The following is a 25207-nucleotide window of genomic DNA, read 5'->3' as shown; positions in this document are numbered from 1 at the left end:
GCCGCTCACAGGCTCGGGTTATCAACAGCGCGACCGTGACCAGTGGAAACAGCGCGGAACAGCTGAGTAGGCTGGCACAGGGGCCGCTCCCCCGGAGAGGGTGGGGGCTGCGTGGGGGACGTCCTGGTCGTCTCCCCCTCCTCCTCGGGAGCGGCTCGGAAGCGCTCCGCGACGTCTCGGTGGGGCGGCGGTGGGGGCAGTGGGACCGGCGGGACTGGCCACTATCGGACCCGAGTTCCGGCTGGTTCGGCATGGGCCGGCCATAGGATCGGGGCCGCTCATGGTCGTGTGCGAACGGGGGAGGAACCGGAGTGCGGCGAACAGTCGCCCAGCTGGCCGACGGCCGGGAGATCATCTACTTCGACGCCGATCCGGCGGCGCCAACGCGTGGCGCGTCCGACACCCGTGACCTGCCCCCCTACCAGCCGGCCTCCGAGATGCGCCGCGATCCGCTCAGCGGCGAGTGGGTGGCGATCGCCGCCCACCGCCAGTCGCGCACCTACAAGCCGCCGGCGGATCTCTGCCCGCTGTGCCCCTCCACCGCCGACCGCCCCACGGAGATCCCGGAGGCGGACTACGACGTCGTCGTCTTCCAGAACCGGTTCCCGTCCTTCGGGACTCCCCCCGGCGTTCCCGTGCCCGTGGGAGACGAGCGGGCCGCGACCGTGCTCGCCGGCGTCGACGGCGGCACCCTGGTGCCGAGCCGACCAGCCGTTGGCCGCTGCGAGGTCGTCTGCTTCACCTCCGACCACGACACGTCCTTCGCCCAGCTGACCCCGGCCCGTGCCCGCACCGTCGTGGACGCCTGGGCCGATCGGACGGCGGCGCTGGCCGCGACGCCCGGGGTCGAGGAGGTGTTCTGCTTCGAGAACCGGGGCGAGCAGATCGGGGTGACCCTCCACCACCCGCACGGTCAGATCTACGGGTACCCCTTCGTCACCCCCAGGACCGCCCGCCTCCAGGCCCAAGCGGAACGGCACCACGCGTCCCACGGCCGTCCGCTGCTGGGCGACGTGCTCGACGCGGAACGGGCCGCCGGAACGCGGGTCGTCGCCGAGAACGAGCACTGGACGGCGTTCGTCCCCGCGGCGGCACGGTGGCCGGTCGAGGTCCAGCTGGTGCCCCGCCGGCAGGTGGCCGACCTGCCGGCGCTCACCTCGGACGAGCGGGACGCCTTCGTTCCGCTCTACCTCGACCTGCTCGGACGCCTCGACCGGTTGCACGACCAGCCGTTGCCGTACGTGGCGGGCTGGCACCAGGCCCCCGTGCGGGCCGACCGGGAACGGTCCTGGTTGAGGTTGGAGGTCTTCTCCGTGCTGCGCGGCCCGGACCGGCTCAAGTACCTGGCGGGGTCGGAGTCCGGGATGGCGGTGTGGATCGGTGACGTGCTGCCGGAGCGGGTGGCCCAGCGGCTGCGTGAGCTCGGCTGAGGTTCTCCGACGCGGGCGCCCGGCCCTCCCCGGCCCGGGCTGGGACCGCCGGTCACGCCTCGACGCGGGTGGGTGCCGCCACGGTCCCGACACGCTCTGTGCGGAAACCAAGGAGGATCTCAGGCCCCTCTCAGCCGGACGGTGCACAGTTGTCCCATGAGCGATGAGACCTCGAAGCCGGAGAACGATCCCGACCGTTCCCCGGACCCCGCGTCGGGTGCGGGATCTGGGGGAGAGGCAGATCGCACGTCGCGGCCCAGCCCGAGCGAGGACGCCGCGGGGCACCAGCCCTCGGGTCGAGGCCCGGACGACCGTCCGGACGAGCAGGCGTCAGCGCCAGGAACCGCTGGCCTGGGCGGTCCGCCGGCCGCCGAGAGCGGGACGAACGGGGGATCTCGACAGCACGGTTGGGAGCCCGCCCCACCGCGTCACGGGGAGGACACCTCCGGACACGGCCACCAACGGCCGGGCGGCCAGCAGGAGTCACCGACCCCCCAGCGCTACACGCCCTACGGGCTGCCCTACTCGTCCTCGGCCCAGCACCACGGCGGCCAGTACCAGTACCCGGGCAGCCAGTACGGGGCGGGCTCCGGTGCGCACGGCGGCAGCGGCCAGCCCGGTCCGTTCCAGCCCGTGCCGGAGCACGGCTTCGGGAACAACCCGGAACACCACCGCCCGGCGGCCGCCGGGCGCGGGAAGGGAACCGGGCGGCTGGTGGCGGGGGTCGCCGCGCTGGCCCTGCTGGCCGGCGCCGTCGGTGGCGGCGTGACCGGGTGGATCGTCAGCGAACGGGCCGGCGGGGGCTCCTCGGTGAGCGCGCTCGACCAGCAGCCGCCCGCCCGCAACGCCAGCAACGCCCCGGAGGGGTCCGTGCAGCAGGTGGCGGAGAAGGTGCTGCCCAGCGTCACCCAACTCCAGGTGCGGGGACAGAGCGGAGCGGGTGAGGGATCCGGCGTGGTCCTGAGTTCCGACGGCCTGATCCTCACCAACAACCACGTGGTCGAACCGGCGGTCCAGGGCGGGCAGATCGTCGTGGCGTTCGCGGACGGCACCACGGCGCCAGCCGAGATCATCGGCCGCGACCCCTCGTCCGACCTGGCCGTCGTCAAGGCCAGCGGCGTCTCTGACCTGACCCCCGCCGAACTCGGCCGTTCCGACGACCTCTCCGTCGGGCAGGACGCCGTCGCGATCGGTTCCCCGTTCGGGCTCACCGGCACGGTGACCAGCGGCATCATCAGTTCCCTCGACCGCCCGGTGCGGGCGGGCGGCGAGCAGGGCACGGAGGCCACCGTCCTCGACGCCATCCAGACCGACGCGGCCATCAACCCGGGGAACTCGGGTGGGCCCCTGGTCGACATGGAGGGACGGGTCATCGGCATCAACTCCGCCATCTACAGCCCCGGCGCGGGCACCGGTCAGGCGGGATCGGTGGGACTGGGCTTCGCGATCCCGATCGACCAGGCCCGGCGGATCGCCGACGAGCTCCGGGAGAACGGCGTGGCGACCCGGGCAGTCCTCGGGGTGCAACTGGCGGTCGATTCCCGGCAGAACGGGGCCGACGTGGCGCAGGTCATCCCCGGCGGCGCCGCCGCCGAGGCCGGCGTCGAGGAGGGTGACGTGGTCACCAAGCTGAACGACCGGGTGATCCAGAGCAGCGACGCGTTGATCGCGGCCGTCCGCTCGGAGGAGCCGGGTGCGACGGTGACCCTGACCGTTCGGAACCAGGGCGGCGGCGACGAGCGGGAGATCCAGGTCACCCTGGGCAGTGAGACCGTGGGGTGAGAGCGGTGCCCGTGGCCGGGCCACGGGGAAGATCTGTTCACTCTCGGGGGAGGGTTGACGGAGATTCGGGCGACTTGCCCACGTTGGGTTACGGAGAGTGGTAGTTGATGGTGAACGACCAGATCTGGGCGACCGACATCGTGGACACCAGGGTCTTCGATCCGGTCACGCCCACTACGGTGACTCGCATGGAACGTAGCCCGCAGCGCTTGGGACGAGCCCTCGTCGTGATCGTCGACGACCGGGTGGCACAGGGGGAGCACGGGGACTCCATCGGCCCGTTGGTCACCGAACTCCTGGAGGAGGCCGGTTTCATCGTGGACGGCACGGTGGCCGTGGCCGGTGAGGTCGTGGACATCCGCAACGCGCTGAACACGGCGGTGATCGGTGGGGTGGACGTCGTCGTGACGGTGGGAGGGACCGGGGTGTCCCCCCGTGACGTCACCCCGGACGCCACCCTCGGGGTCCTCGACCGGCCGATCCCGGGCATCGCGGAGGCCCTGCGCGCCTCCGGGCTGGCCGCCGGCGCGGTGGACGCCGGCATCTCCCGGGGCCTGGTCGGTGTCTCGGGGAGCACGCTGGTGGTGAACCTGGCCGGTTCGCGGGCCGCCGTGCGGGACGGGATGGCCACGTTGACGCCACTGGTCACCCACGTGATCGAGGAGCTGTCCAGCCTCGACACCCCATGATCACGACGGGGACGTCCCAGCCCTGACGCGGTTCGACGGGAACGAGGACGAGGGACCGAGGGGACCGGAACGAGGAGGGAGGGGCCGGCCGCTGACGGGGCCGGCCCCTCCCCGCTTCCCGCGCCCGTCCACACCTGACCGGGCGGTGGGCGCGGTGTCGAATCGGTCAGACGTCGGGACCATCCCGCTCCCGGCCTCGCGCGCCGATCAGCGGTGGAACGATCACCGTCCCCGCCCGGCCGGGCACGGGCCGCCATCACCGCGGAGGCCCGTTGCGGGCCCGCGCGCGTCGTGGCGCTGAGGTCGGGTCAGGCTCGCCCGTCCTTGTTCTGGCCCTCGTCGCCGGCGTTGGGGTCGAGCGCGTTCTCGACCTTGTTGCTCACGTTCTCGATGTGCTCCGTGTACTTCCCCCCGGTCATCTCGTCGACCTTGGACGCGGCGGCGTCCACTCCCTGGGCGGCCTTCTCCCTGGCCTGCTGAGCCAGTTCCTTGGCCTTGTCCAGGAAACCGTTCATCGATGACTCCCTCTCACACTCAGATGACGGGACGCGCGCGGCGGCGCGGCCCACCCACTCATCATCCCGCAACCGAGCGCTGATCCGCGTGAGCCGCTCGAGCGGGTGAGGGCGCCCGGACGGGAACGCCGGACGCGGTGCGAGGGCCGCCCGGCGCGGCAACCGGGGGATGGCCGAGCGTGCCGCCGGTCGGCGGCTACGGAGCGGACCGCCGTGGGCATGTGCTCCCGGGGTCGTTTCCCCACCGGGGCGGCCCCGACGGATACTGCGTGCATGGCAGAGCGGGACAGGCCCGAACGTGGTCGGCGGCGGGTGACCAGGCCGGCGGACGTCGTCGGAGAACTCCTCCCCGACACGACGTCCGACGAACGGGACGACCAGGAGCGCTACTGGCAGGAGCGGTCGGCGGAGGACTGGTACCGGGAGAACCGGCCACCCCACCACGACGGCGGGTGACACGCGACCCCCGCACCGGCGGGGACACCCGCCGTGCCGCTCCGAGCTGGCGTGCCGTCCACGGACTCCCGCCGTGCGCACCGGCCCCGGTCGCGTCGGTGTCAGCCCCGGTCCCGTTCGAGGACCGCGCCCTCCTCGGCGGTGCGCCGCTGCTCGCGCAGCAGGTCCCGGATCTCGGTCAGCAGTTCCAGCTCGGTCGGGGTCGCCGCGGCCGGCTCCTCGCCGCGTTGCCGGCGTTCCTGGAGCTTGTTCATCGGCAGCACGAAGATGAAGTAGACGACGGCCGCGACCATGAGGAAGTTGATGCCGGCCGTGATCACCCCGCCGAAGTCGACGGTGATGGGCGTGCCGTCCGGCGAGGTGCCGATCCTGATCCCGAGATTCCCCACGTCCGCCGGGCCGACCGCGTCGAGGATCGGCTGGATCAGGTTTTCGGTGACGGCCGTCACGATCGCCGTGAAGGCGGAGCCGATGACCACGGCGACCGCGAGTTCCACGACGTTGCCGCGCATCAGGAAGTCCTTGAAGCCCTTGAGCACGGGCCCTCCTTCGTTCTGGTGGTGTCGTCGTGTCCGGTGGCTCACGACGGGAGGCCGATCCCGCGCCCAACTGGCGCGCGGCGGGAACATCGCCCGCGCACCGAACGGGGTCAACCCTTGACCACGCAGGGGAGCGGATGATCAGCGCAGCGTGATCGTAATCTGCGTCCTGAGCGTCGCCGCCGCGACCTGGTGGCCGAGCGTCTCGGGAAGGGCCACCACGACGAACGAGCCCTGGGTGGCCGCGCCGTCGGCGTCGACGACCGAGACGACCGTGACATCCGTGGCCAGGACATGTCCAGCCCCACCCGGATCCAGTGAGACCAGATCCACCCGGGCTCCGGGGCGGACGAGGTCCACCACCGCCGGGTCGTGCGGGCGGACGGGTACCGCGATGTGGCCGGGACGCCCGGCCACCGCGAACCGCGCCTCGGTGAGGACCTCTCCCGCCTGGACGGGGACGAGGGGAAACCGGCCGGCCGCCTGGTCCGGCGCGGTCAACGCGGCGGCCGGGACCGCCTCGGGCGGCAACTGGGCGCCGCGCACGGCGCTCACGTCGACGGGCGTGCCAGGAGCGAGGTCCGTCGCCGCCACGAGCGTGGTCACGGTGTCGGCTCGCCCCTCGCGATGCGGCACGTCGTGCCCGGGGAGGAGCACGAGGCCGACCACGGCCAGCGCGGCGGCCACGGCGAGCCGGAGCAGGGTGACGGCGCGTGGCGGGCCGGACCACGGCGGGAGCGCGGCCCGGCAGCGTCGCCAGACCGAGGAGGAGAGAGAGCTGGCCCCACGTCCCGTCCCGCCGCGCATGTCACTGTTCCCCTCGCTCGTACCCGCTGGTCGCGGCCGAGATTACGAGGAAGGCGTCGATGGGGGCGGAGACAGCGGAGCCAGCTGTGGACAACCTGCGGGGTGGGGACAACCGCCGGTGAGCGTCCCCGAGCCCGGTGCCCGTCAGGACGTGCTGGCGGCCTTGCTGGACCCGCTCGACGCCGTGCTCTTGCCGGAGTCCGACGAGGACGAGTTCGAGGAGGACGAGGAGTTCGAGGAGGAACCGGAGTCGCCCGACTTCGTCGCACCCTCACTCGACGAGGAGGAACTCTTCGCGGCGGTCCCGCCGCCGGAGCTCCTGCTGTCGGTGCGGTAGAAACCGCTCCCCTTGAACACGACCCCCACCGAGGAGAAGAGCTTGCGCAGCTTGCCCTGGCACTCCGGGCACGCCGTCAGTGCTTGGTCGGTGAAGCTCTGCACCTGCTCGAACCGGTGGTCACACGCGGTGCAGGCGTACTGGTAGGTGGGCACGGTTCGTATCCTCCGTGAGCATCAATTTGGCACTCGCCTGGGGACAGTGCCAATACAGATAATGCGCCAAGGTCGTGCCTCCGCGCAAACACCCCCCGGCCCTCGGCTGGTCACCGGGGGAGGTGGAGCAACCCGCGTCCGGGAGTGATGACGCTGGTCAGCAGGGCGTCGTGCGGGCCGTGGGGCAGCTGGTCCACGAGTTCGGCGTCCCGGACCACGGCCGCCGTCAACGTCGACGGAGCGGCCAACGGGAGTGAGCGGTCGTAACAACCGCCGCCGCGCCCCAGCCGCACCCCGGCCCGGTCCACGGCCAGTGCCGGCACCAGGATCGCCGTGGCCTCGGACAGCGCCTCCGGGGCCAGGAGCGGCCCCGAGGGTTCCAGCACGCCGAGGTTGCCCGGGCGCAGCATCGCCTCCCCACCGTACTCGGCCCACCGCATCGGACCGTCCGGTTCGACCACCACCGGCAGCAGCACCCGGCAGCCGCCCTCGCGCAGGGCGTCCACCAGGTGGAGCGACCCCGGCTCGGTGCCGAAGGGCACGTGGGCCGCGACCGTGGTCCCCGCCCTGTCGCGGGCCACCTCACTGATGACGGCCGTGATCCTCTCCGCCTCCGCCCGTCGTTGCTCCGGCGGGACCGCCCGCCGGGCGGCCAGTAGCCGTCGTCGCCAGGTCCGCTTGGCCGAACTGGTTCCTTCAGGTGGCACATCATCCGCCCGGGTCACAGTGCGTCACGTTACGTGCGCAGTCGAGGCGCACCTCGGATGGCTAGGCTCTCCGGGTATGAGCCCGACGAGCGCGTTCCAGACTGCCATCGTCCCTGCCGCCGGACTGGGTACCCGTTTCCTGCCGACGACCAAGTCCGTGCCGAAAGAGCTGTTGCCGGTGGTGGACACCCCCGCCATCGAACTCGTCGCGGGCGAGGCCGCGGAGGCGGGCGCGGAACGGCTCGTGATCGTGACCTCGCCCGAGAAGTCGTCGGTGGCGCGCCACTTCGAGCCACGCCCCGAGCTGGAGCGGACGCTGGAGGAACGGGGCAAGACCGCCCTGGTGGAGAAGGTGCGCCGGGCGCCCCAGCTGATCAGGGCGGAGGTCGCCATCCAGGAGCAGGCCCTCGGGCTCGGGCACGCCGTCGCCTGCGCCAGGCCCAACCTGAACGACTCGGACGAGGCCGTGGCGGTGCTGCTGCCCGACGACCTCGTCCTGCCGACCGGGGTCCTGTCCCGGATGGCCGAGGTGCGCGAGCGCTTCGGCGGGAGCGTGCTCTGCGCCTTCGACATCCCCCGGGAGCAGATCTCCGCCTACGGGGTGTTCGAGGTCGAGGACACCGGTGTGGAGGACGTGCTGCGGGTGCACGGGATGGTCGAGAAGCCCGCCCCCGAGGACGCGCCGTCGACCTACGCGGCAGCCGGGCGCTACCTGCTCGACCGGGCCATCTTCGACGCGCTCGACCGCATCACCCCCGGTGCCGGTGGCGAGCTGCAGCTGACCGACGCGGTAGCGTTGTTGATCTCGGAGGGCCATCCGGTCCATGTCGTCGTGCACCGTGGCGGACGCCATGACCTGGGAAATCCTGGCGGGTTCCTGCGTGCCGCGGTGGACTTCGCGCTCTCCAACCCGGAGTATGGCCCCGAGCTGCGGGAATGGCTCCGTCACGTGGTGGCCGATCCCGCGGGCACGATCGAAGGGGGAACGCGGTCCAACTGACCGCGTCACGTTTGAACGACGGTGGCGGTGAGTTCGTGGCGATGAGGTCGGTAGACGAGCAGCTTGCGAAGGTACTCGCCGCCGCGGTCCGACCCTCCCCGGTGCGGGTGGCGATCTCCGAGGCCCAGGGGCTGCTGTGCGCGGAGGACGTCGTGGCCGAGCGGGCGTTGCCCGGCTTCGACCAGGCGGCGGTGGACGGCTACGCGGTGCGCAGCGTCGACGTGCAGGCCGCCGCGGAGGAGTCCCTGTTGATGCCGGTGATCGGCGAGATCGACGCCGGGTCGCGGCAGCCGCGCCGCCTGCAACCGGGGCAGACGGTCCGCGTCGGCACCGGAGCTCCCCTGCCCACCCTGGCCGACGCGGTGGTGCCCGTGGGCTACACCGACGAGAACCCGGCGAAGGTGACCGTGCGGCAACCGGTGCCCTCGGGTGCCTTCGTCCGCCGGGCCGGGGAGGACGTCCAGGCCGGTGACGTCGCGGTCCGTCGCGGGGCGGTCATCGGGGCCGCCCAGGTGGGCCTGCTGGCGGCGGTGGGACGCGGCAAGGTGCTGGTGCACCCCCGTCCCCGGGTGTCGATCATCTCCGTCGGTGAGGAACTGGTCGACATCGACCGGAACCCCGGCGGCGGCCAGGTCTACGACGTCAACTCCTACGCCCTCGCCGCCGCGGCCAGGGACGCCGGTGCCGAGGTGACGAGGGTGGGCATCGTCAGCACCGACCCCAGACGGTTGCACGAGGTCGTCGAGGGACGGCTGCTGCTCTCCGAGCTGGTCGTCATCGCCGGGGGCGTCGGCGGGAACACCGGGCACCAGGTGCGGGCCGCCCTCGCCGACCTCGGGGAGATCGACGAGTCCAGGGTCACCATGCACCCCGGCTCCACCCAGGGGTTCGGGCGGCTCGGTCCCGACAAGGTCCCGACCTTCCTCCTGCCGGGGAACCCGGTCAGCGCGCTCGTCGTCTTCGAGATCTTCGTCCGCCCGTTGATCCGGACGGCCCTGGGCAAGAACAACCCGCACCGCCGGGTGGTGACGGCCCGGCTGCTCGCGCCGATCGCCTCCACCAAGGGCCGGCGCGGCTTCCTCCGAGGGCAGCTGCTCCGGGACGGCACCAGCCAGGAGTACCTGGTGCAACCCCTGGGGGCCGGTGGATCACACCTGTTGGCCTCGCTGGCCGAGGCCAACTGCCTCATCCTCGTCGACGAGGACGTGACCGAACTGGGCGTGGACCAGGACGTGCACGTCAGCTTCCTGGCCCAGCGCGGCTGAGGGAGGACCCGGTGGTGACTGGCGTGGTGGCACGGAGGCCAGGAGGGCTCCGCTGAGCGCGACCCAGTTCAGCAGGCACCCGGGCTGGCCGGAGAGGCTCGGCCCGGTGATCGTGCCCGCCGGGGCGGTGGAACTGCGCCCGCCCCGGCTCCGGGACGGCGGGGCGTGGAGCTCGATCCGGCTTCGTGACCGAGGCCACCTGGAACGGTGGGAACCCAGTTCCCCCGAACGCTGGGAGGAGCGCAACGGGGTCCTCGCCTGGCCCAGCCAGTACGGGGCGCTGCGGCGGATGGGGCGGCAGGGCACCGCGCTGCCCTTCGTGATCGCGGTGAACGGCGAGTTCGTCGGCCAGTTGACCATCGGCAACGTGATCCGAGGGGCGCTGTGCTCGGCGTGGGTGGGCTACTGGGTGGCGAGCACCCGGGTGGGTGGTGGAGTGGCGAGTGCCGCGGTGGCCCTGGCCGTCGACCACGCCTTCCACGCCGCCGGGCTGCACCGGCTGGAGGCGACCGTTCGCCCGGACAACGGGCCCAGCCTCCGGGTGCTGGAGAAGGTCGGCTTCCGCAGGGAGGGCCTGTACCGCCGGTACCTCAACGTCGAGGGCGGTTGGCACGACCACCTGTGCCTGGCGGTGACGGTCGAGGACCTGCCCCGGGGCGCGGTGCACGCGCTGGTCACCCAGGGACGCGCCAGGCTGGCGTGATCTTGGCTACGTTCCGGGTGCGCCGCCCGCAGACCCGAAAGACGTTCACCGTTGACGGAGACGCCACCCATCGATGATCATTACGTGGCTGAGTGGTCGCGCTCGGTAGTCGTCGAACGCGACGCGGCAGAAGTCCGGGATGCGAGCGGCGCGGTGCGAGGGGTTCGGTGACCAGCCACAACAGAGTCAGGCCCCGCCGGGAGGCGGCAGGAACCCACTCGATGGGTCACTGAGCGACAAGGCGCACCGACGATTGCTGTCGATCCTGGTGGATGATCTCCAGGGCGATCAACCCCACACTTGCGGAACGTGGAGATTCCGGCGCGCCTCCGACGTAGGTGTGACTGGTGTGGCTAGCGTGACGAACGCAGGAGCGTGCTGTTCGTGGCTAGGGGGAGGTGGCGAGGCACGTTGAGTTCTCTGATATTCGTTGGGCTGGCGGTTGCGTGGCTCGTCGTGCTCGTGCCCATGATCGCGCGACGTCGTCGGGAGGTCTCGCGTACCGCTGATTCGGAGCTGGCGGCCAGGGTGGTGCGGCGAGGCCGGAGCGCCGATGCCGTGCCCGCCGCCAGGAATGAGTTCGAGGAGGAACTCAGCGTGCCGGAGAAGGAGCGGGACGAGGACACCGATCTCGACGACGAGGGCGGCGGGGAGCCCGGGAACGACGAGGATCAGTGGCGGTCGCTCAACGGCGACGACGTCCGCGCCGGCCGGCGGTACCGACCGGGCCGGGGGGGTTTCGACCCGGAGGCGGCGGCCAGGGTCGCCAAGGCGAAGTACGCGTTCCGCCAGCGAGTGGTGCTGGCGCTGATCACCCTGGCGGTCGTGCTCGCCCTGGTGGCCGGTTTCGCGGCGATGCCCATGCTCTGGTGGGCGCACGGCGCGGTCGACCTCGGGCTGCTCGGCTACCTCGTCTACCTGCGCAGGCAGGTGCGGATCGAGGAGGCCGTGCGCCAGCGGCGGGCGGCCCGCATCGCCGAGGCCGAGCGGCGTGCCGCCGAGGGCCACAGCCACGTGCGGCCGGTCGGCGGCGTGAGCCAGGGCGCGGGCGGACAGCGGACGGGTGGTTCCGTCGCCGGCTACGTCCCCGGCGCCACGCAGCGTCCCAACCACCACGGCGCCTTCGCCGTCGAGTTGGACGACGACGACCCCGCCTTCGACGAGTTAGACGTACCGCACCACCCCTACTACCGCCGAGCGGTCGGGGAGTGAGCGCGGCGCCCGGCTGGGTGGGGGTGGGTGCACCCCCCTCGTCCGGGCGCTGCTATGCTTTCGACGCACAACGGAACATGGGGCTGTAGCGCAGTTGGTAGCGCGTCTCGTTCGCATCGAGAAGGTCAGGGGTTCGATTCCCCTCAGCTCCACAGAATCGCTTTTTGTCAGATCTGCTTTCTTCGAGGCCGTTTCCGCCAGTGAGGCGGGAACGGCCTTTTCCGTGTCCCCTGGGATGAGTCGGGTTCGGCCCACTGCTCCTGGCCTCGGGGCCGGGGCTCGGGCTTGGCATCGAGCGCGTGTCACGCGCTGAGCGGGTCTCGCCGTCGATTCGAGGACGCCGAGCCGGACGCGACCGGCATGGTGACCACCAGGGGCATCTCAGCGAGCCTCGTGGCTCAGCGAACGCTGTCGTCAGCCAGCTCCGGGGTGACCGCCGGTGTCGACCAGCCGCGTCGTGCCGGCCCAGGCCGTCGCTTGACGGCGCGTGAGGGAGGGTGTTCACGCCGTTGGTGGTCGAGGTGATCACCTTGCCCACGCCGCGTAGCTCGATGTCGCGCCGCTGTGGGCCAACACGTGTCGCGTCACCCGCTTGTTCTCCTGTGGCGGGTGCGAACGAGCAGCATCAGCGTCGGCAAGGCCGTCGTTCCGAGTATCGCTGCCATGCTGACCGGCATGACGTGGAGTCGGATGCACTCGACACCTCGGGTGAGCGGCGGCAGGGGTGCGGTCCGCGTCGGATGTGGGGTGGAGCAGGACGAAGCGGCGACGGCACGGGAGACACGCACTGGTGACGACACCAGTAGGAAGGCTGCCCGCCGATAATGCGCTGAAAGCGCTGTTACCAGGAGATGTGCCAGCGGACTTGGCTTTCTGATGTTTACGGGTATGGTTGCCGTGTTGTTGATCGCTGTCGACAGGACGCCCGTGATGCCCGACCTGACAACGCAAGTGACCGCCGCCGAGATCTCCCGGTTGGCGGGGGTTACGCGCGCTACGGTGAGCAACTGGCGACGCCGTCACCCGGACTTCCCCAGCCCGGTGGGTGGCACGGACACGAGCCCGACCTACGCTCTTGAGTCCGTTCGCGAGTGGCTGTCCGGGCGCGGGCAACTGCCGGAGGCGACACCGGAGGCGGAGCTGCGCATCGCGTTGCGGGGGGCTCTCGACGGGCGGGCGTTGGCCCTGCGGTTGCTGTCGCTCGTGCCGCCGCTGGTGAACCTACCTCCGAAGGGGCTGGCGCAGCTCGCTGGCCTGTCCGATGAGACGTTCGGCGCGGAGCTGGCCGCGGCGCTGCCCGACCCCGACGGTGCGTTGTCGACGGTGCCCGGTCCGGCGATCCGCGTACTGCTGCGCTGTCTCGACGCGCGTGGCGCGGAGACGGCGTTGCGGGTGATCGCCGAACACCTGACCGACGCCGTGGCGACCGGGACGGAACCCACCCCGGCGGGACTGGCCGATCTCCTGGTCGCGCTGCCGGAGCGGGTCGACCGGGTCCTGGACCCGGCGTGCGGTGGCGGCGCGCTGTTGGCGGCGGCGGCACGAGCGGGGGCCTCGTGCGTGCTGGGTCAGGAGATCGCCGCGGATCAGGCCGAGTTGGCACGGGTCCGCGCTGAGATCTCCACCCCCCACGCTGAGGTGTGTCCTGGCGACAGCCTCCGGGTGGACGCCTTCCCCGACGAGCGGGTCGACGCTGTGGTGTGCGTCCCGCCCTTCGGTACTCGCGACTGGGGCCACGACGAACTCGCCTACGACCCGCGATGGGTCCACGGCCTGCCGCCGCGCTCGGAATCCGAACTGGCGTGGGTGCAGCACTGCCTCGCGCACCTGCGTGCCGATGGCACTGCGGTGGTCGTGATGCCGCCGGGCGCGGCCGAACGGTCCAGCGGCCGCCGGATCCGTGCCGAACTCGTACGCTCGGGTGCACTGAGGGCGGTGATCGCGCTGCCGCAGGGAGCGGCGCCTCCGCTCCATGTCAGCCTGCAGCTGTGGTTGCTGGCTCCGCCGCCGAGCGCAGACCCTCGGCCGGTCCTGTTCGTCGACGCCTCGACCGAACCGGGGCGAGGTCGGGAGATCGACTGGAAATCCGTGTCGGAACGGGTCCTGACAGCATGGCGGGCGTTCCGCGAAGACCCCGACGGTGTCGAGCCGGAACACGGCCGCACCCGCACCCGGCCGGTGGTCGACCTCCTCGACGGGACGGTCGACCTCACTCCGCAACGCCATGTCCGGGCCGCGACCGTCCTCGACCCGGGCCGCCATGAAGCGCGCACCAGCGAACTGCGGGAGCGGTTGCGCGACGCCGGTCACGCCCTGGTGGGACTCAGCGACGAGCAGCTGTGGCGGACGGCGGGATCGGAGCCCGCGGCGTGGCGAACGGCTACGGTCGCTGACCTCCTGCGCGGCGGCGCGCTCACCCTGCACCGAGCGACGCTGGCACGGGGGGTGGCGCCGCCCGCACCCGACCAACCACCAACCGTGCTCACCCACCACGACGTCCGCGCCGGCGCGCCACCATCCGGCTCCCTACGGGATGTGCCGGTGGAGGAGCTGGTTCCGATTGAGCCGGGAGATGTGCTCCTGCCGGAGGCGCTGCACCACGCGGGGCCGGTCGTCGCCCATGTCGCCCGCGACGGCGAAGCGGGCAGCGTCCTCGGGCCGCATCTGTTCCTGCTCCGCCCGGACTCGGAACGACTGGACTCCGACTTCCTGGCCGGGTTCCTGTCCGCCGAGCAGAACATTCACGGCGCGGCGGCGGGCACCTCGATCCAGCGCATCGACGTCAAACGACTGCGGGTGCCGCTCATCCCGATGGAACGCCAGAAGCTTTACGGGCAGGCGTTCCGCCGCGTCCGAGCCACGCACTCGGCCGCGAGCCTCGCCGCGAACACCGCGCGGGAACTGGCTGATCAGTGGGCGCTCGGCCTGACCAGCGGAGCACTGCTGCCACCCGGGGGTAGGCCGTGACTCACCATCACTCACCTGGCACCACCGTCCACCATTGACGCACACCGAGGGGAATGGTCTTGGACACCAAGACACACAATGAGTTGGCCAATCATGCCTGGTCTGTCGCGGACCTGCTGCGCGGTGACTACAAGCAGTCCGACTACGGCAAGGTCATCCTGCCGTTCACAGTGTTGCGCCGACTCGAGTGCGTGCTCGCGCCTACCCGTGACAAGGTGCTCGACACGGTCGAGAAGTATCGCAACCGGGACATCGACGTCGACACGTTCCTTCGCAAGGCCTCCGGCCGCCGCTTCTACAACATCACCCCGCTAACGCTGAAGTCGATCGCGGCCGACTCCTCGCACGTCGCGAGCCATCTCACCCAGTACATCGGAGGGTTTTCCCGAAACGCCTACGAGGTGCTGGAGCGTTATGACTTCGCCCAGCAGATCAAGAAGCTTGACAGCGCCAACCTGCTGTACAAGGTGATCAGCACGTTCGCGGATCTGGACCTGCGGCCCGAGATCGTGGACAACCACCAGATGGGCTACATCTTCGAGGAGCTGATCCGGCGATTCGCCGAACAGTCCAACGAGACGGCGGGCGAGCACTTCACCCCGCGCGAGGTCATCGAACTCATGGTCAACCTGCTCATCGCTCCCGACGACGAGGCGTTGAGCAAGCGAGGCGTCGTGCGCCGTGTTTTGGACCCGGCGTGCGGCACGGGTGGGATGCTCAGCGCCGCCTACGAGCACATCACCGGGATGAACCCGGACGCCACCGTCGAGGTCCACGGTCAGGAGCTCAACCCCGAATCGTGGGCGATCTGCCGGTCCGACCTGATGATCAAGGATCAGAACCCGGACAACATCAAGTTCGGCAACTCCTTCAGCGACGACGGCCACCGCAACGCCACCTTCGACTACCTGCTCGCGAACCCGCCGTTCGGCGTCGAGTGGAAGAAGGTCAAGGAGGACGTTGAGGACGACCTGGAACGGCTCGGCGAGAACAGTCGGTTCTGGCCCGCGCTGCCCAGAATCAACGACGGATCACTGCTGTTCCTGCAACACATGCTCTCGAAGATGAAGCCCGCCGAGGACGGGGGCGGCCGCGTCGCGATCGTCTTCAACGGTTCGCCCCTGTTCACCGGAGCAGCGGGATCGGGCGAGTCGCGGATCCGTCAGCACATCCTGGAAAACGACTGGCTCGAAGGCATCGTCGCGCTTCCGGACCAGCTGTTCTACAACACCGGAATCTCCACCTACTTTTGGATCCTCACCAACCGCAAGGGCCCCGATCACCGGGGCAAGGTCGTGTTGCTCGACGCCCGCGACCAGTGGCGGAAGATGCGCAAATCCCTCGGCGACAAGCGCAAGTACATCGACGCCGACCAGATCAGCGAGATCACGCGCCTGTACGCCGACGCGCTGCACGCAGCCAAGGACGAGAACCACCCGCAGCACGCCAAGGTCAGGGTCTTCGCCAATGAGGACTTCGGCTACCGCCGCATCACCGTCGAACGCCCGCTGAAGCTGCGGTTCGAGATCAGCGACGACACCCTTGCCGCGCTGCGCGAGGCCAAGCCGATCCAGAAACTCGACGCGGCTGACGAGTTCGTCGAGGCGGTGCGGCCGCTGCTGGGCACCACGTGGTGGAAGAAGGCCGAGGCTGTCCAGGAGATTCGCCAAACAGTGACCCGTGCTGGGCTCACCTGGCCCACCAGTGCCCCGTTCGCCAAGGCACTGCGCGCCGCCATCGGCGTTCGCGACCCCGAAGGCGAGGTCCAGACCGTCAAGGGCGATCCCGAACCCGACCCCGAACTTCGTGACTACGAGAACGTGCCCCTCCACGAGGACATCGAGGAGTACCTGAGGCGGGAGGTCCTCCCGCATGTCCCGGACGCCTGGATCGACCACACCAAGACGAGGATCGGGTACGAGATCCCGGTCACTCGGCACTTCTACGTGTATGAGCCGCCGCGACCCCTCGCGGAGATCGACGCCGAACTGAAGGCGCTCGAAGCCGAGATCCAGGCACTGCTGGGAGAGGTGGCGGAGTGAACCGGGTGCGGATCAAGTCTTTCGTCCGCAATGTTGTGGAAAAGTCTGACGGTGCGCCTCGACCGTTCATCGGGCTTGAGGACGTCGAGAGTGGTACGGGTAGGATCTTGGTTGACGACCTTCCCTTGAAATCGGCGGATGACAGTCTTTTTCATCGACCGGGCGACGTTCTGGTTAACAAATTGCGGCCGTATCTGGCTAAATCATACTGTCCCAGTGAACCGGGTACCGCAACTGGTGAGCTCCTGGTGCTCCGGCCGGGGCCAGAAGTCGATAGTCGCTTCTTGCTCTATGTGACGCTATCCAGTTCCTGGGTCGAGTGGGCGAACGCGACCGCGTACGGCACGAAAATGCCTCGGACATCATGGGAACTGGTCTCCGAGTACCAGGCGGTGTTGCCTCCGTTGGAGGAGCAGCGCCGCATCGCCGACTTCCTCGACGCCGAGACCGTCCGCATTGACAAGCTGCTGTCCGCGTTGACCAGGAAGCTGGAGCTACTTTTGGAGCGTCGCCGCACAGGCGTCGCGTCTCATATCGCGAACGGGGATGAGCCCGAGCGCCGTGCGGCTACACTGCCGTGGCTTACAACCGTGCCGGCGCATTGGGAGGAGGTTCGACTCGGGATTGTTGCGCAAATGGGTAGTGGACATACTCCCAGTCGTAGTAAAACGGAGTGGTGGGAAAATTGCACGATTCCGTGGATCACGACTGGGGAGGTCAGTCAGCTCCGTAACGACCGGCTGGAAGAGCTGATTGAGACGCGCGAAAAAATTAGTGAGGTAGGACTAGCGAATTCTGCGGCTGAGCTTCATCCCAAGGGCACCGTCTTCCTGTGCCGTACCGCGTCTGCTGGGTATTCGGGTGTGATGGGAACGGACATGGCCACGAGTCAGGACTTTGTCACCTGGACCTGTGGTCCTCGTCTAGACCCGTACTATCTCCTGTGGTGTCTGCGGGCGATGCGGCCGGATCTGTTGGGTCGTCTCGCGACCGGTTCGACCCATCTAACAATCTATGTCCCAGATTTGCAGATGATGCGTATACCGTTGCCGTCAGTGCAGGAGCAAAACGAGGTGGTTGGCCGAATCCGTCGACAGAACCGACGGATTGATTTAATGATTGATAGAGTCCGCCGGCAGGCGGAGCTTCTTTCCGAACGTCGTCAAGCTCTTATCACTGCTGCTGTTACCGGTCAGTTCGACGTGTCCGCCGCGAGTGGGCGGGGAATCGAGGAGTAGCCGATGAGCCCGATTCATCACGAGGCCGTGTTTGGGACCGCCATCGTCGATGCGATGACCGAGCGCGGCTGGGAGCTGGGCGCCGCTTCTGACTACGACCCCAAGCTCGGTCTGGACACTGGGCAGCTGTTCACCTTCATCGAGGCTACCCAGCAGGCCGAGTGGAACGAGCTCCTCCCCTACTACGGCGGTGACGCCGACGCGGCGCGGCACGGGTTCGCGCGGCGTCTCGCGAAGGCCATCGACACCGACGGTGTGCTGGACGTGCTGCGCAAGGGCGTGAAGGACCGGGGCGTGCGCATCCGGCTCGCCTACTTCAAGCCCTCGCTGGTTGCCTCGGACTCCGCGCTCGACGATTACCGCGCCAACCGGCTCACGGTCGTCCGCGAACTGGCCTACGCCGCGAAGCACGCGGACCGGGGCAACCGCCTGGACCTGACGTTGTTCGTCAACGGTATCCCGGTTGCCACCGCCGAGTTGAAGAACCCGCTGACCGGCCAGGGCGTCGAGCACGCGAAGAAGCAGTACCGGGACGAGCGCGATCCCAGCGAGCTCATCTTCGCCAAGCGGGTGGTCGCGAACTTCGCCGTCGACCCCGACAAGGTGTTCGTGGCGACCGAGCTGCGCGGCGAACGCACCCGTTTCCTCCCGTTCAACACGGGCTCGAACGGGCCGGGCAAGCCCGGCGGTGCTGGCAACCCGATGGCCGTCGAGTTCGGCAAGTACGCGACCTCGTACCTGTGGGAACAGGTGTGGGAGCGGGACAACTGGCTCGACATGCTCGAACGGTTCGTGCACGAGCACCGCCACAAGGGCGTCAACGGGCGGCTGAGGAAGTCCGTGATCTTCCCGCGCTACCACCAGTGGGATGCCGTTAAGAAGATCACCGCGCACGCCGCCCGCCACGGCACCGGCCACGACTACCTCGTCATGGCCTCTGCCGGATCCGGCAAATCGAACACGATCGCGTGGCTGGCCTACCGCCTGTCCTCACTGCACACGCTCCCGAACGCGGCCGAGCTCGACCCGGCCGCGCGGGAGCGGGGGCTGCGGCCGGGCGTACCGGTGTTTGACAAGGTCCTCATCATCACCGACCGCCGCAACCTCGACGCGCAGTTGCGGGCCACCGTTGGCAACTTCGAGCAAACCGCCGGCACGGTGGTGGCGATCGACGAGAAGCAGGGCTCGAAGTCCGAGCAGCTGGCGAAACGCTTGTCCAGCCAGCAAGGAAAGATCATTACGGTCACGCTGCAGACTTTCCCGGCGCTGCTGGACTACCTGCGACGCAACCCCACTGAAATCCAGGGCGCCAGGTTCGCGATCGTCGTCGACGAGGCGCACTCCTCGCAGTCCGGTGACGCCGCCGGTGACGTGCGCAAGGTGCTGCGGGGGCTAGCGCTCGACGCCGACGACGACAGTGGCGAGGCCGGCGCATCCGAGGCGAGGATCGACAAGGACGACATCGAGGCCAAGCTCAGACAGCGCATCGCCGAACGCGCGAAGAACCCGCACCTGTCGTACTTCGCGTTCACCGCCACCCCGAAGGCGAAGACCCTGGAGTACTTCGGAGTCCTCGGAGAGCACGAGGGCAAGCCTGCCTTCGTGCCGTTCCACACCTACTCGATGCGGCAGGCCATCGAAGAGGGCTTCATCCTCGACCCGCTGCGCAACTACGTCACCTACGACACCTACTGGAAGCTGATCAGCAACAACCCCGACGACCGGGAGGTGGATCCGAACCGGGCCAACTCGCAGCTCGCCCGCGCTGCGGTGATGCACCCCTCGACCGTGTCGCAGCACGCTCGGGTGATCGTCGACCACTTCCAGGCGCACACGCTCGGGCGGCTCGGCGGACGCGCGAAGGCGATGGTCGTGACCGGCTCCCGTCAGAGTGCGGTGCAGATGTCCCGGGCACTTAAGAAGTACATTGCCAACCTGCGGGAACAGGGCAAACTCCGTGGTGACATCGGAGTGCTCGTCGCGTTCTCCGGCTCGCTCACCTACGAGGGCAAGGAGGTCACCGAGTCCCAGGAGAACGGTGGCCTGCCCGAAGGCGCGTTACCGAAAGCGTTCGCCTACACCCGCGCCGACGACCTCACCACCCGCAGCGGCGGGGGTGGGCAGCCCGAGTACCGAATCCTCGTGGTGGCGGAGAAGTACCAGACCGGGTTCGACCAGCCGCTGCTCACGACGATGTACGTCAACAAGAAGCTCGGCGGGATCTCGGCGGTGCAGACGCTCTCCCGGCTTAACCGGACCACCGACCGCAAAACCCAGGCGGACCTGGCGGTGTTGGATTTCGTCAACGACGCCGACGCGATCCAGGAGTCGTTCCGGCCGTACTTCGAGGACGCGGCGACATTGCCCTCCGATCCGAACCTGCTCTACAACGCGCAGAGCCGTGTGATGTCCGCGCAGATCCTCGCGGACAAGGAGATGTGCGATTTCGCCCGAGCGTTCCTCGCGGCCGAGCGGGTCGCCGGCGGCAGCGAGGCGAAGTGGGCGAAGCTGCACGCCGAGCTCTACCAGCACACCGCACCGGCCGTGGAGCGCTACGAGAAGGTTTTGAATGACGAGACCCTGTCGGAGATCGCGGACCAGTTCCGCTTTGACCTCGGCGACTTTATCCGCAAGTACGGGTTCCTGTCGCAGATCGTTCCCTATCGGGACGCTGAGCTGGAGCGGCTGTACCTATTCGGGCGGCACCTGCTCAACCGGCTGCCGCGCGGCAAGGACGGTGATGTCGACATCGGTGAGGTCGACCTTAGCCACCTGCGCGTCCAGAAGACCGGTGAGCATGACCTCGGGCTGGCACCGGAGGGCACCGCTGAGCTGCCCGGTCTCGGCGACGGAACTGGCGCCGGCAAGGACCAGGACAAGTCGCTGCTGTCGGAGCTGATCGAGCGGTTCAATGACCGGCACGGCACGACGTTCACCGAGGAGGACGTGGCGCGGCCTTTCCGCGAGGCCGTTGGGGACGAGAAGGTCCGGCAGGCCGCGATCGTCAACACCGAGGAGAACTTCGGTGCCGTTTTCGACCATGTTTTCGAGGACAAGATGGCCGACCACATCGACACCGTCACCGACCTCGGAGACCAGTACTTCAGTTCGAGTGATCGGACGTTCAAGGAGTCGTTGAACCGCAGCGCTCGTAGCGCGGCGTGGCGCCTGATCCGCGAGCAGGAGGGCATTGACGACGTGGCGTGAGCGAGCTGGCATGCCGCCGGGGTTTTCGTCGAATCGGTGGACTCGTGATCAGGCATGGGAGATCATCAGCCGCGGAGCGTCAGTCGGTGGAGTACGACCTTCGGAGGGGGAAGTCGCGTGGCGGGCACGGTCGGCGGTCGGTATGAGCTGCGCGACGAGATCGGCTCCGGCGGGATGGGCACGGTCTGGCGAGCATTCGATGTCGTGCTTGACCGCGAAGTGGCGGTCAAGCGAATCAACCCGCGGGTCATCGGCAGTGGGGAAGGGGTGCGGGAAGTCGCGAAACGCTTCCAGAGAGAAGCTCGCGTTACCGCCCGCATCCTGCATCACGGAGTCCCGCAGGTCTACGACGCCGGGCTCGACAGCGGGGTCACCGAGCTGTACCTGGTCATGGAACTCGTGCACGGTGTGCCGCTACGCGCCTTCATCGACCCTCGGGAGCCGCTGCCGGTCAACTGGGCTGCCGCGTTCGGGGCGCAACTCGCGACGGTCTTGTCCCACGCGCACGCCGTGCCGGTCGTGCACCGGGACCTTAAACCCGAGAATGTTCTGGTCACCTACGACGGGGCGGTGAAGGTCCTCGATTTCGGGATCGCCGCCGTCCTCCGCCCCGACACGACCCGACTGACTGCGACCGGGAGGCCCATCGGCACGAGCCTGTACATGTCCCCGGAACAGATCCGGGGCAGGCAGGTCACCCCGCAGAGCGACCTCTACGCGCTCGGCTGCGTGCTGTACGAGCTGGTGTCGGGCCATCCGGTGTTCGGTGGGGACAGCGACTTCGACCGGTGGAGGGGACACCTCGACTCGGTTCCGGTGTCGTTGCGGGAGGTGTGTGCGAACGTCCCCGCCGATCTCGACTGTCTGGTGCTGGATCTGCTCGCGAAGTCGCCGACCGAACGGCCCGCCGACGCCGCCGAGGTCTACAAGCGGTTGCTGCCCTTGCTGCCCGCCCTCGGTTCCAGTCCCGACGTGAGCGGGGCGGTTCCAGGTGGGATGCCAGACCCCACCCTGATGTTCCGCCTGCCCAACGCGCCGGGCAGCAGACCCGACTCCGGCCCGGTCCTGGAACGGGCCAGCGCGGCTGGATCGGCGGTGGCTGCTCTCCGGGTGCCCCGTACCGTCCTGCGGAAGTCCATGCGGGACGCCGTCCAGCGGGCGGACGCGCTGTTGGGGGAAGAGCGGTTCGTCCAGGCCGCCGAAGTCCTCGATGCCGTGATCCAACCCGCTGGCGACATCCTCGGTGCGGAGAACCCTGATGTGCTGCGGCTGCGGATGCGGCGGGCCGCGGTCCTGGTCATCGCGGGCGAATACCGCCTCGCCCGGCCCGAATTCGATGCGCTGGCGGACGCGTTCGCCCGAACCAATGGGCCGCACAGCGGCGACGCGGTGGAATGTCTCCGGCAGTCCGCGTACTGCCGGGCCGAGCTGGGTCAGGTCGACGAGGCGCTTCTGCGGTTCAGCGATGTCCTGGACAGGATCAGCAGTGAGCGTGGCGATGGCACAGACACGGCGTTCGAAGTGCGCCGCAACATCGGCGAACTGCACGCGGCGCGGAATGACGTCGACGAAGCCGAGCGGACGTTCCGGGCGTTGCGCGATGACCTCGTGCTCGTCAAAGGCAGTGATCACGAGGAGACCCGGTATGTCGCCGAGCTCCTCCAGCGGCTTCGGGCAGTGAGCCCGAGGAACGTCGCGAGGCGGGGGTGAAAGGCGGCCGCACATCCCTCGGCGGTGTGGATCACCGCGACGAGATCGGCGAGGAGCTGCGGAGGCTTCGCCAGGCGTCCGGGTGACGGGCGGTCCGAACACCGCTGGGCCGGGGCCGCGAGCGCTGGTGAGCCCCGACACCCCTGGTGTGCGGAGTCGAGGTGGCGGAGTACCGGAGCGTGCCTCGGCAGTTGGCGTTGGGACACGCCAGCATGTCTCGTTTCCCGGCGGGTCGGAGGAGGGGCCTGAACCGCAGCGGGCGTCACGGCCGGTGTGATGTTTGGGCCAGGTCGGTGCGGCTGGTTCGTCCCCGCCGTGTGGCGGTACCCGCACGGCGACATGCGACTGGGTCGGCGGCTGGCTTTCCACGGTCTGTCCCGGCGGGGGCGCGTGGGTGCCAGCGCTCGGCTGGAGTTCGTGGCCGGATCGCTCAGCGGCCCGACCCGCACGAGCGTCTCACCCGAGCGGGCGCGCTCCTCGAAGGAAGCGGTCCACGGAGGCTTCCACGAGGTCGTCGAGCAGTTCCAGTTCGACGATGTGCCCGTTGGCGAACGTCGCGAGGCCCTGGAGGGTGGCGAGCAGGACGATCCCGACGCGTTCGGGATCCCCTGCCTCGAGTGTGCCCTGGTCCTGCCCCTGGGTGATCAGGCCGTTGAGCAGCGCGAACGGTGCGGCCGCCGCGTCGACGACCCGTCGCGCGCCCGGTCGGTGCTTGCTGGTGTACATGAGTTCGAGCAGTGCGGCGTTCTCGGTGGCGAAGCGCGTGTAGGCCGTCGCCGCGGCGCGCAGACGTGCCGGGAAGCCGTCGCCGGCTGCCGCGAGGGCGGTGCGAAGGACGGCGTCGAGGCGGGCGAACCCCGCTTCGGCGAGCGCGTCCAGCAGCGCCTGGCGGTCGGGGAAGTGCCGGCGGGGTGCGGCGTGGCTGACGCCGACCTCCCTGGCCAGGTCACGGAGGGACAGCTGGTCGGAGCCGTGCTCGGCCAGGGAGCGCTCGGCCGCGTCGAGCAGGGCGGCGCGGAGGTTCCCGTGGTGGTAGGGGCGTTCGGGGGTCGTGGCTGGCACGCCCCGAGGGTAGCGAACCGTGTTTCCGTTGACGACATTGTTTCCAGTGGCTACTTTGTAGCTCATGACAACATTCAGTGCGTCGGACGTTCCTCCCATGGCCGGCCGGACCGTGGTCGTCACGGGGCGAACAGCGGGATCGGCCGGGCGGCGGCCCAGGTGTTCGCCGCCAGCGGCGCCCGGGTCGTGCTCGCCGTCCGCGACGAGGGCAGGGGCCGGGAGGCCGCCGCCGCGATGAGCGGCACCGTCGAGGTCCGCCGGCTCGACCTCGCCGATCTCGCCTCGGTCCGCGCGTTCGCGGACGGGGTCACCGAGCCCGTCGACATCCTCGTCAACAACGCCGGCATCATGATGCCGCCAATGACCCGCACGGCCGACGGCTTCGAGTCCCAGATCGGGGTCAACCACCTCGGGCACTTCGCCCTCACGAACCTGCTGTTGCCGCGAGTCAGAGGACGCGTCGTCACGATCTCCTCCAACGCGCACCGGGTGGGGTCGATCGACTTCGGCGACCTGAACTGGGAGCGGAGGCCCTACCGGGCGATGGCCGCGTACGCGCGGTCGAAACTCGCCAACCTGCTGTTCACCTCGGAGCTCCAGCGGCGACTCACCGAGGTCGGATCGCCGGTGCTCGCCACCGCCGCGCACCCCGGTCTCGCCGCGACCAGCCTGCTCCGGAACAACGGCCAGCGGCGGGTCCTCGACCGAGCGCTGCGCGCGGTGACGGACCTGGTCACGCAGAGCGTCGAGGACGGCGCGCTGCCCACGTTGTACGCGGCCGTGGCGGACGTCCCTGGCGGCGCCTACGCCGGCCCGAGCGGTTTCCTGGAGGGACGCGGTGCTCCCAAGCTGGTCGGTCGTTCGGCGCGGGCGCGGGACACCGAGCTGGCCCGCCGCCTGTGGGCGGTGTCCGAGGAGCTGACCGGGGTCACCTTTCCCCGGCGGCGGCTCGAAGGCGTGCCCCGGACGGAGGCGGAGGCCTGAGCCGGGGTCGAGCGTGGCCTCCCGGCAGGTCTCGGGCTCGCTGGCAGGCCCGTGCTCAGGGCCCGGCGGTGGAGCTGGGATGGAGTTCCCGCCGGGTGCGCGCCGGTCGCGCCTCGCCCCGGCGGGGGAGAGGCCGGTCGCGGGTGCTCCGTTCCCGCCGGGAACGGGGACCGGCGAGCGAGCGCCTCCGATCATCGCCCGCGCTGTCGACGGAACACGGGGACCGGCGGCACCCGGTGCGCGAATGGTGACCCGCACAGGCGCACTCCCGTGGTGGATCGCCCGGGACCAGGCCGACGACTCCGCGCGGGTCCCGGTCCCGTCGCCGGACGTCCCGGCTTCCAAGACGCGGGGGGGGGGGGCGGTCCGGACCACCAGCCGAGGCCGCCCGGCGAGCCAG

20 protein-coding genes and 1 tRNA gene are annotated in these 25207 nt (G+C 69.7%); 16 read left to right on the top strand and 5 right to left on the bottom strand.

Features of this window, described 5'->3' with window-relative positions; all coding sequences use genetic code 11:
* The first annotated feature begins 311 nt into the window (after positions 1 to 311).
* From galT to C1701_RS08495, 3 genes are all read left to right on the top strand, one after another.
* Entirely contained in the window at positions 312 to 1430 is a 1119-nt protein-coding gene (gene galT, locus C1701_RS08505; protein WP_103055784.1) for a galactose-1-phosphate uridylyltransferase, read from the top strand.
* A 156-nt stretch (positions 1431 to 1586) separates the two neighbouring features.
* A complete protein-coding gene (locus C1701_RS08500) occupies positions 1587 to 3212 on the top strand; it encodes a S1C family serine protease (RefSeq protein WP_337662200.1) in 1626 nt (541 codons plus the stop codon).
* A gap of 188 nt (positions 3213 to 3400) precedes the next feature.
* Positions 3401 to 3901, top strand: coding sequence for a MogA/MoaB family molybdenum cofactor biosynthesis protein (locus C1701_RS08495; RefSeq protein ID WP_103057001.1), 501 nt, complete (start codon positions 3401 to 3403; stop codon positions 3899 to 3901).
* A gap of 308 nt (positions 3902 to 4209) precedes the next feature.
* Here the strand turns inward: C1701_RS08495 and C1701_RS08490 are convergent, their stop codons facing one another.
* Complete coding sequence (locus C1701_RS08490; protein WP_035273279.1) at positions 4210 to 4416, bottom strand: antitoxin; 207 nt, start codon at positions 4414 to 4416, stop codon at positions 4210 to 4212.
* 273 nt (positions 4417 to 4689) lie between these two features.
* Here C1701_RS08490 and C1701_RS08485 point away from each other — a divergent pair, with 273 nt between their 5' ends.
* Positions 4690 to 4872: a hypothetical protein gene (locus C1701_RS08485; RefSeq protein WP_026417459.1), complete on the top strand. Its 183-nt coding sequence runs from the start codon at positions 4690 to 4692 to the stop codon at positions 4870 to 4872.
* A 101-nt stretch (positions 4873 to 4973) separates the two neighbouring features.
* On the opposite strand, the gene mscL is transcribed toward C1701_RS08485, so the two are convergent.
* A complete protein-coding gene (mscL, locus tag C1701_RS08480) occupies positions 4974 to 5411 on the bottom strand; it encodes a large-conductance mechanosensitive channel protein MscL (protein ID WP_026417458.1) in 438 nt (145 codons plus the stop codon).
* Between the two features lie 141 nt (positions 5412 to 5552).
* On the bottom strand, positions 5553 to 6218 hold the full coding sequence (locus C1701_RS08475) for an SAF domain-containing protein (RefSeq protein ID WP_103055783.1): 666 nt from the start codon (positions 6216 to 6218) through the stop codon (positions 5553 to 5555).
* A gap of 118 nt (positions 6219 to 6336) precedes the next feature.
* Here C1701_RS08475 and C1701_RS27265 point away from each other — a divergent pair, with 118 nt between their 5' ends.
* Entirely contained in the window at positions 6337 to 6555 is a 219-nt protein-coding gene (locus C1701_RS27265; protein WP_026417456.1) for a hypothetical protein, read from the top strand.
* 265 nt (positions 6556 to 6820) lie between these two features.
* On the opposite strand, the gene C1701_RS08465 is transcribed toward C1701_RS27265, so the two are convergent.
* Entirely contained in the window at positions 6821 to 7417 is a 597-nt protein-coding gene (locus tag C1701_RS08465; RefSeq protein ID WP_103055782.1) for a 5-formyltetrahydrofolate cyclo-ligase, read from the bottom strand.
* Between the two features lie 76 nt (positions 7418 to 7493).
* On the opposite strand from C1701_RS08465, the gene C1701_RS08460 reads away from it, so the two are divergent.
* The 10 genes from C1701_RS08460 to C1701_RS08415 all read left to right on the top strand — a co-directional run bounded on the left by C1701_RS08460 (position 7494) and on the right by C1701_RS08415 (position 22761).
* Positions 7494 to 8417 (top strand): UTP--glucose-1-phosphate uridylyltransferase, encoded by a 924-nt coding sequence (locus tag C1701_RS08460; RefSeq protein ID WP_026417454.1) that lies wholly within the window; start codon positions 7494 to 7496, stop codon positions 8415 to 8417.
* Positions 8418 to 8458: 41 nt separating this feature from the next.
* The gene (glp, locus tag C1701_RS08455) at positions 8459 to 9682 is read left to right on the top strand and encodes a molybdotransferase-like divisome protein Glp (protein WP_026417453.1); all 1224 of its coding nucleotides are present in this window, start codon (positions 8459 to 8461) and stop codon (positions 9680 to 9682) included.
* A gap of 106 nt (positions 9683 to 9788) precedes the next feature.
* Positions 9789 to 10385, top strand: coding sequence for a GNAT family N-acetyltransferase (locus tag C1701_RS08450; RefSeq protein ID WP_245588677.1), 597 nt, complete (start codon positions 9789 to 9791; stop codon positions 10383 to 10385).
* A 468-nt stretch (positions 10386 to 10853) separates the two neighbouring features.
* Positions 10854 to 11597 carry a divisome protein SepX/GlpR gene (gene sepX, locus C1701_RS08445; RefSeq protein WP_051313462.1) on the top strand — a complete coding sequence of 248 codons (744 nt, stop codon included), beginning with the start codon at positions 10854 to 10856 and terminating at the stop codon, positions 11595 to 11597.
* Positions 11598 to 11676: 79 nt separating this feature from the next.
* A tRNA-Ala gene (locus C1701_RS08440) sits at positions 11677 to 11749 on the top strand.
* Positions 11750 to 12527: 778 nt separating this feature from the next.
* Positions 12528 to 14564: an N-6 DNA methylase gene (locus tag C1701_RS08435; RefSeq protein ID WP_103055781.1), complete on the top strand. Its 2037-nt coding sequence runs from the start codon at positions 12528 to 12530 to the stop codon at positions 14562 to 14564.
* Between the two features lie 59 nt (positions 14565 to 14623).
* A complete protein-coding gene (locus tag C1701_RS08430) occupies positions 14624 to 16606 on the top strand; it encodes a type I restriction-modification system subunit M (RefSeq protein ID WP_103057000.1) in 1983 nt (660 codons plus the stop codon).
* On the top strand, positions 16603 to 17844 hold the full coding sequence (locus C1701_RS08425; RefSeq protein WP_337662199.1) for a restriction endonuclease subunit S: 1242 nt from the start codon (positions 16603 to 16605) through the stop codon (positions 17842 to 17844). The genes C1701_RS08430 and C1701_RS08425 overlap by 4 nt, the downstream gene beginning before the upstream one ends.
* Before the next feature lie 3 nt (positions 17845 to 17847).
* Positions 17848 to 21051 (top strand): type I restriction endonuclease subunit R, encoded by a 3204-nt coding sequence (locus C1701_RS08420; RefSeq protein WP_103055780.1) that lies wholly within the window; start codon positions 17848 to 17850, stop codon positions 21049 to 21051.
* A gap of 117 nt (positions 21052 to 21168) precedes the next feature.
* Entirely contained in the window at positions 21169 to 22761 is a 1593-nt protein-coding gene (locus C1701_RS08415; protein ID WP_103055779.1) for a serine/threonine-protein kinase, read from the top strand.
* A gap of 456 nt (positions 22762 to 23217) precedes the next feature.
* Here C1701_RS08415 and C1701_RS08410 read toward each other — a convergent pair whose 3' ends face one another.
* A complete protein-coding gene (locus C1701_RS08410; RefSeq protein ID WP_103055778.1) occupies positions 23218 to 23823 on the bottom strand; it encodes a TetR/AcrR family transcriptional regulator in 606 nt (201 codons plus the stop codon).
* Between the two features lie 159 nt (positions 23824 to 23982).
* Between C1701_RS08410 and C1701_RS08405 the strand changes: the two genes are divergently transcribed.
* Entirely contained in the window at positions 23983 to 24807 is an 825-nt protein-coding gene (locus C1701_RS08405) for an oxidoreductase (RefSeq protein ID WP_337662198.1), read from the top strand.
* Positions 24808 to 25207 lie beyond the last annotated feature (400 nt).

It is taken from the genome of Actinoalloteichus sp. AHMU CJ021 (assembly GCF_002895405.1).
In the GTDB taxonomy this organism is placed as follows: Bacteria; Actinomycetota; Actinomycetes; order Mycobacteriales; family Pseudonocardiaceae; genus Actinoalloteichus_B; species Actinoalloteichus_B caeruleus.
The sequence above is the reverse complement of the archived record's forward strand: the minus strand, read 5'-3'. Positions and strand labels throughout refer to the sequence as shown.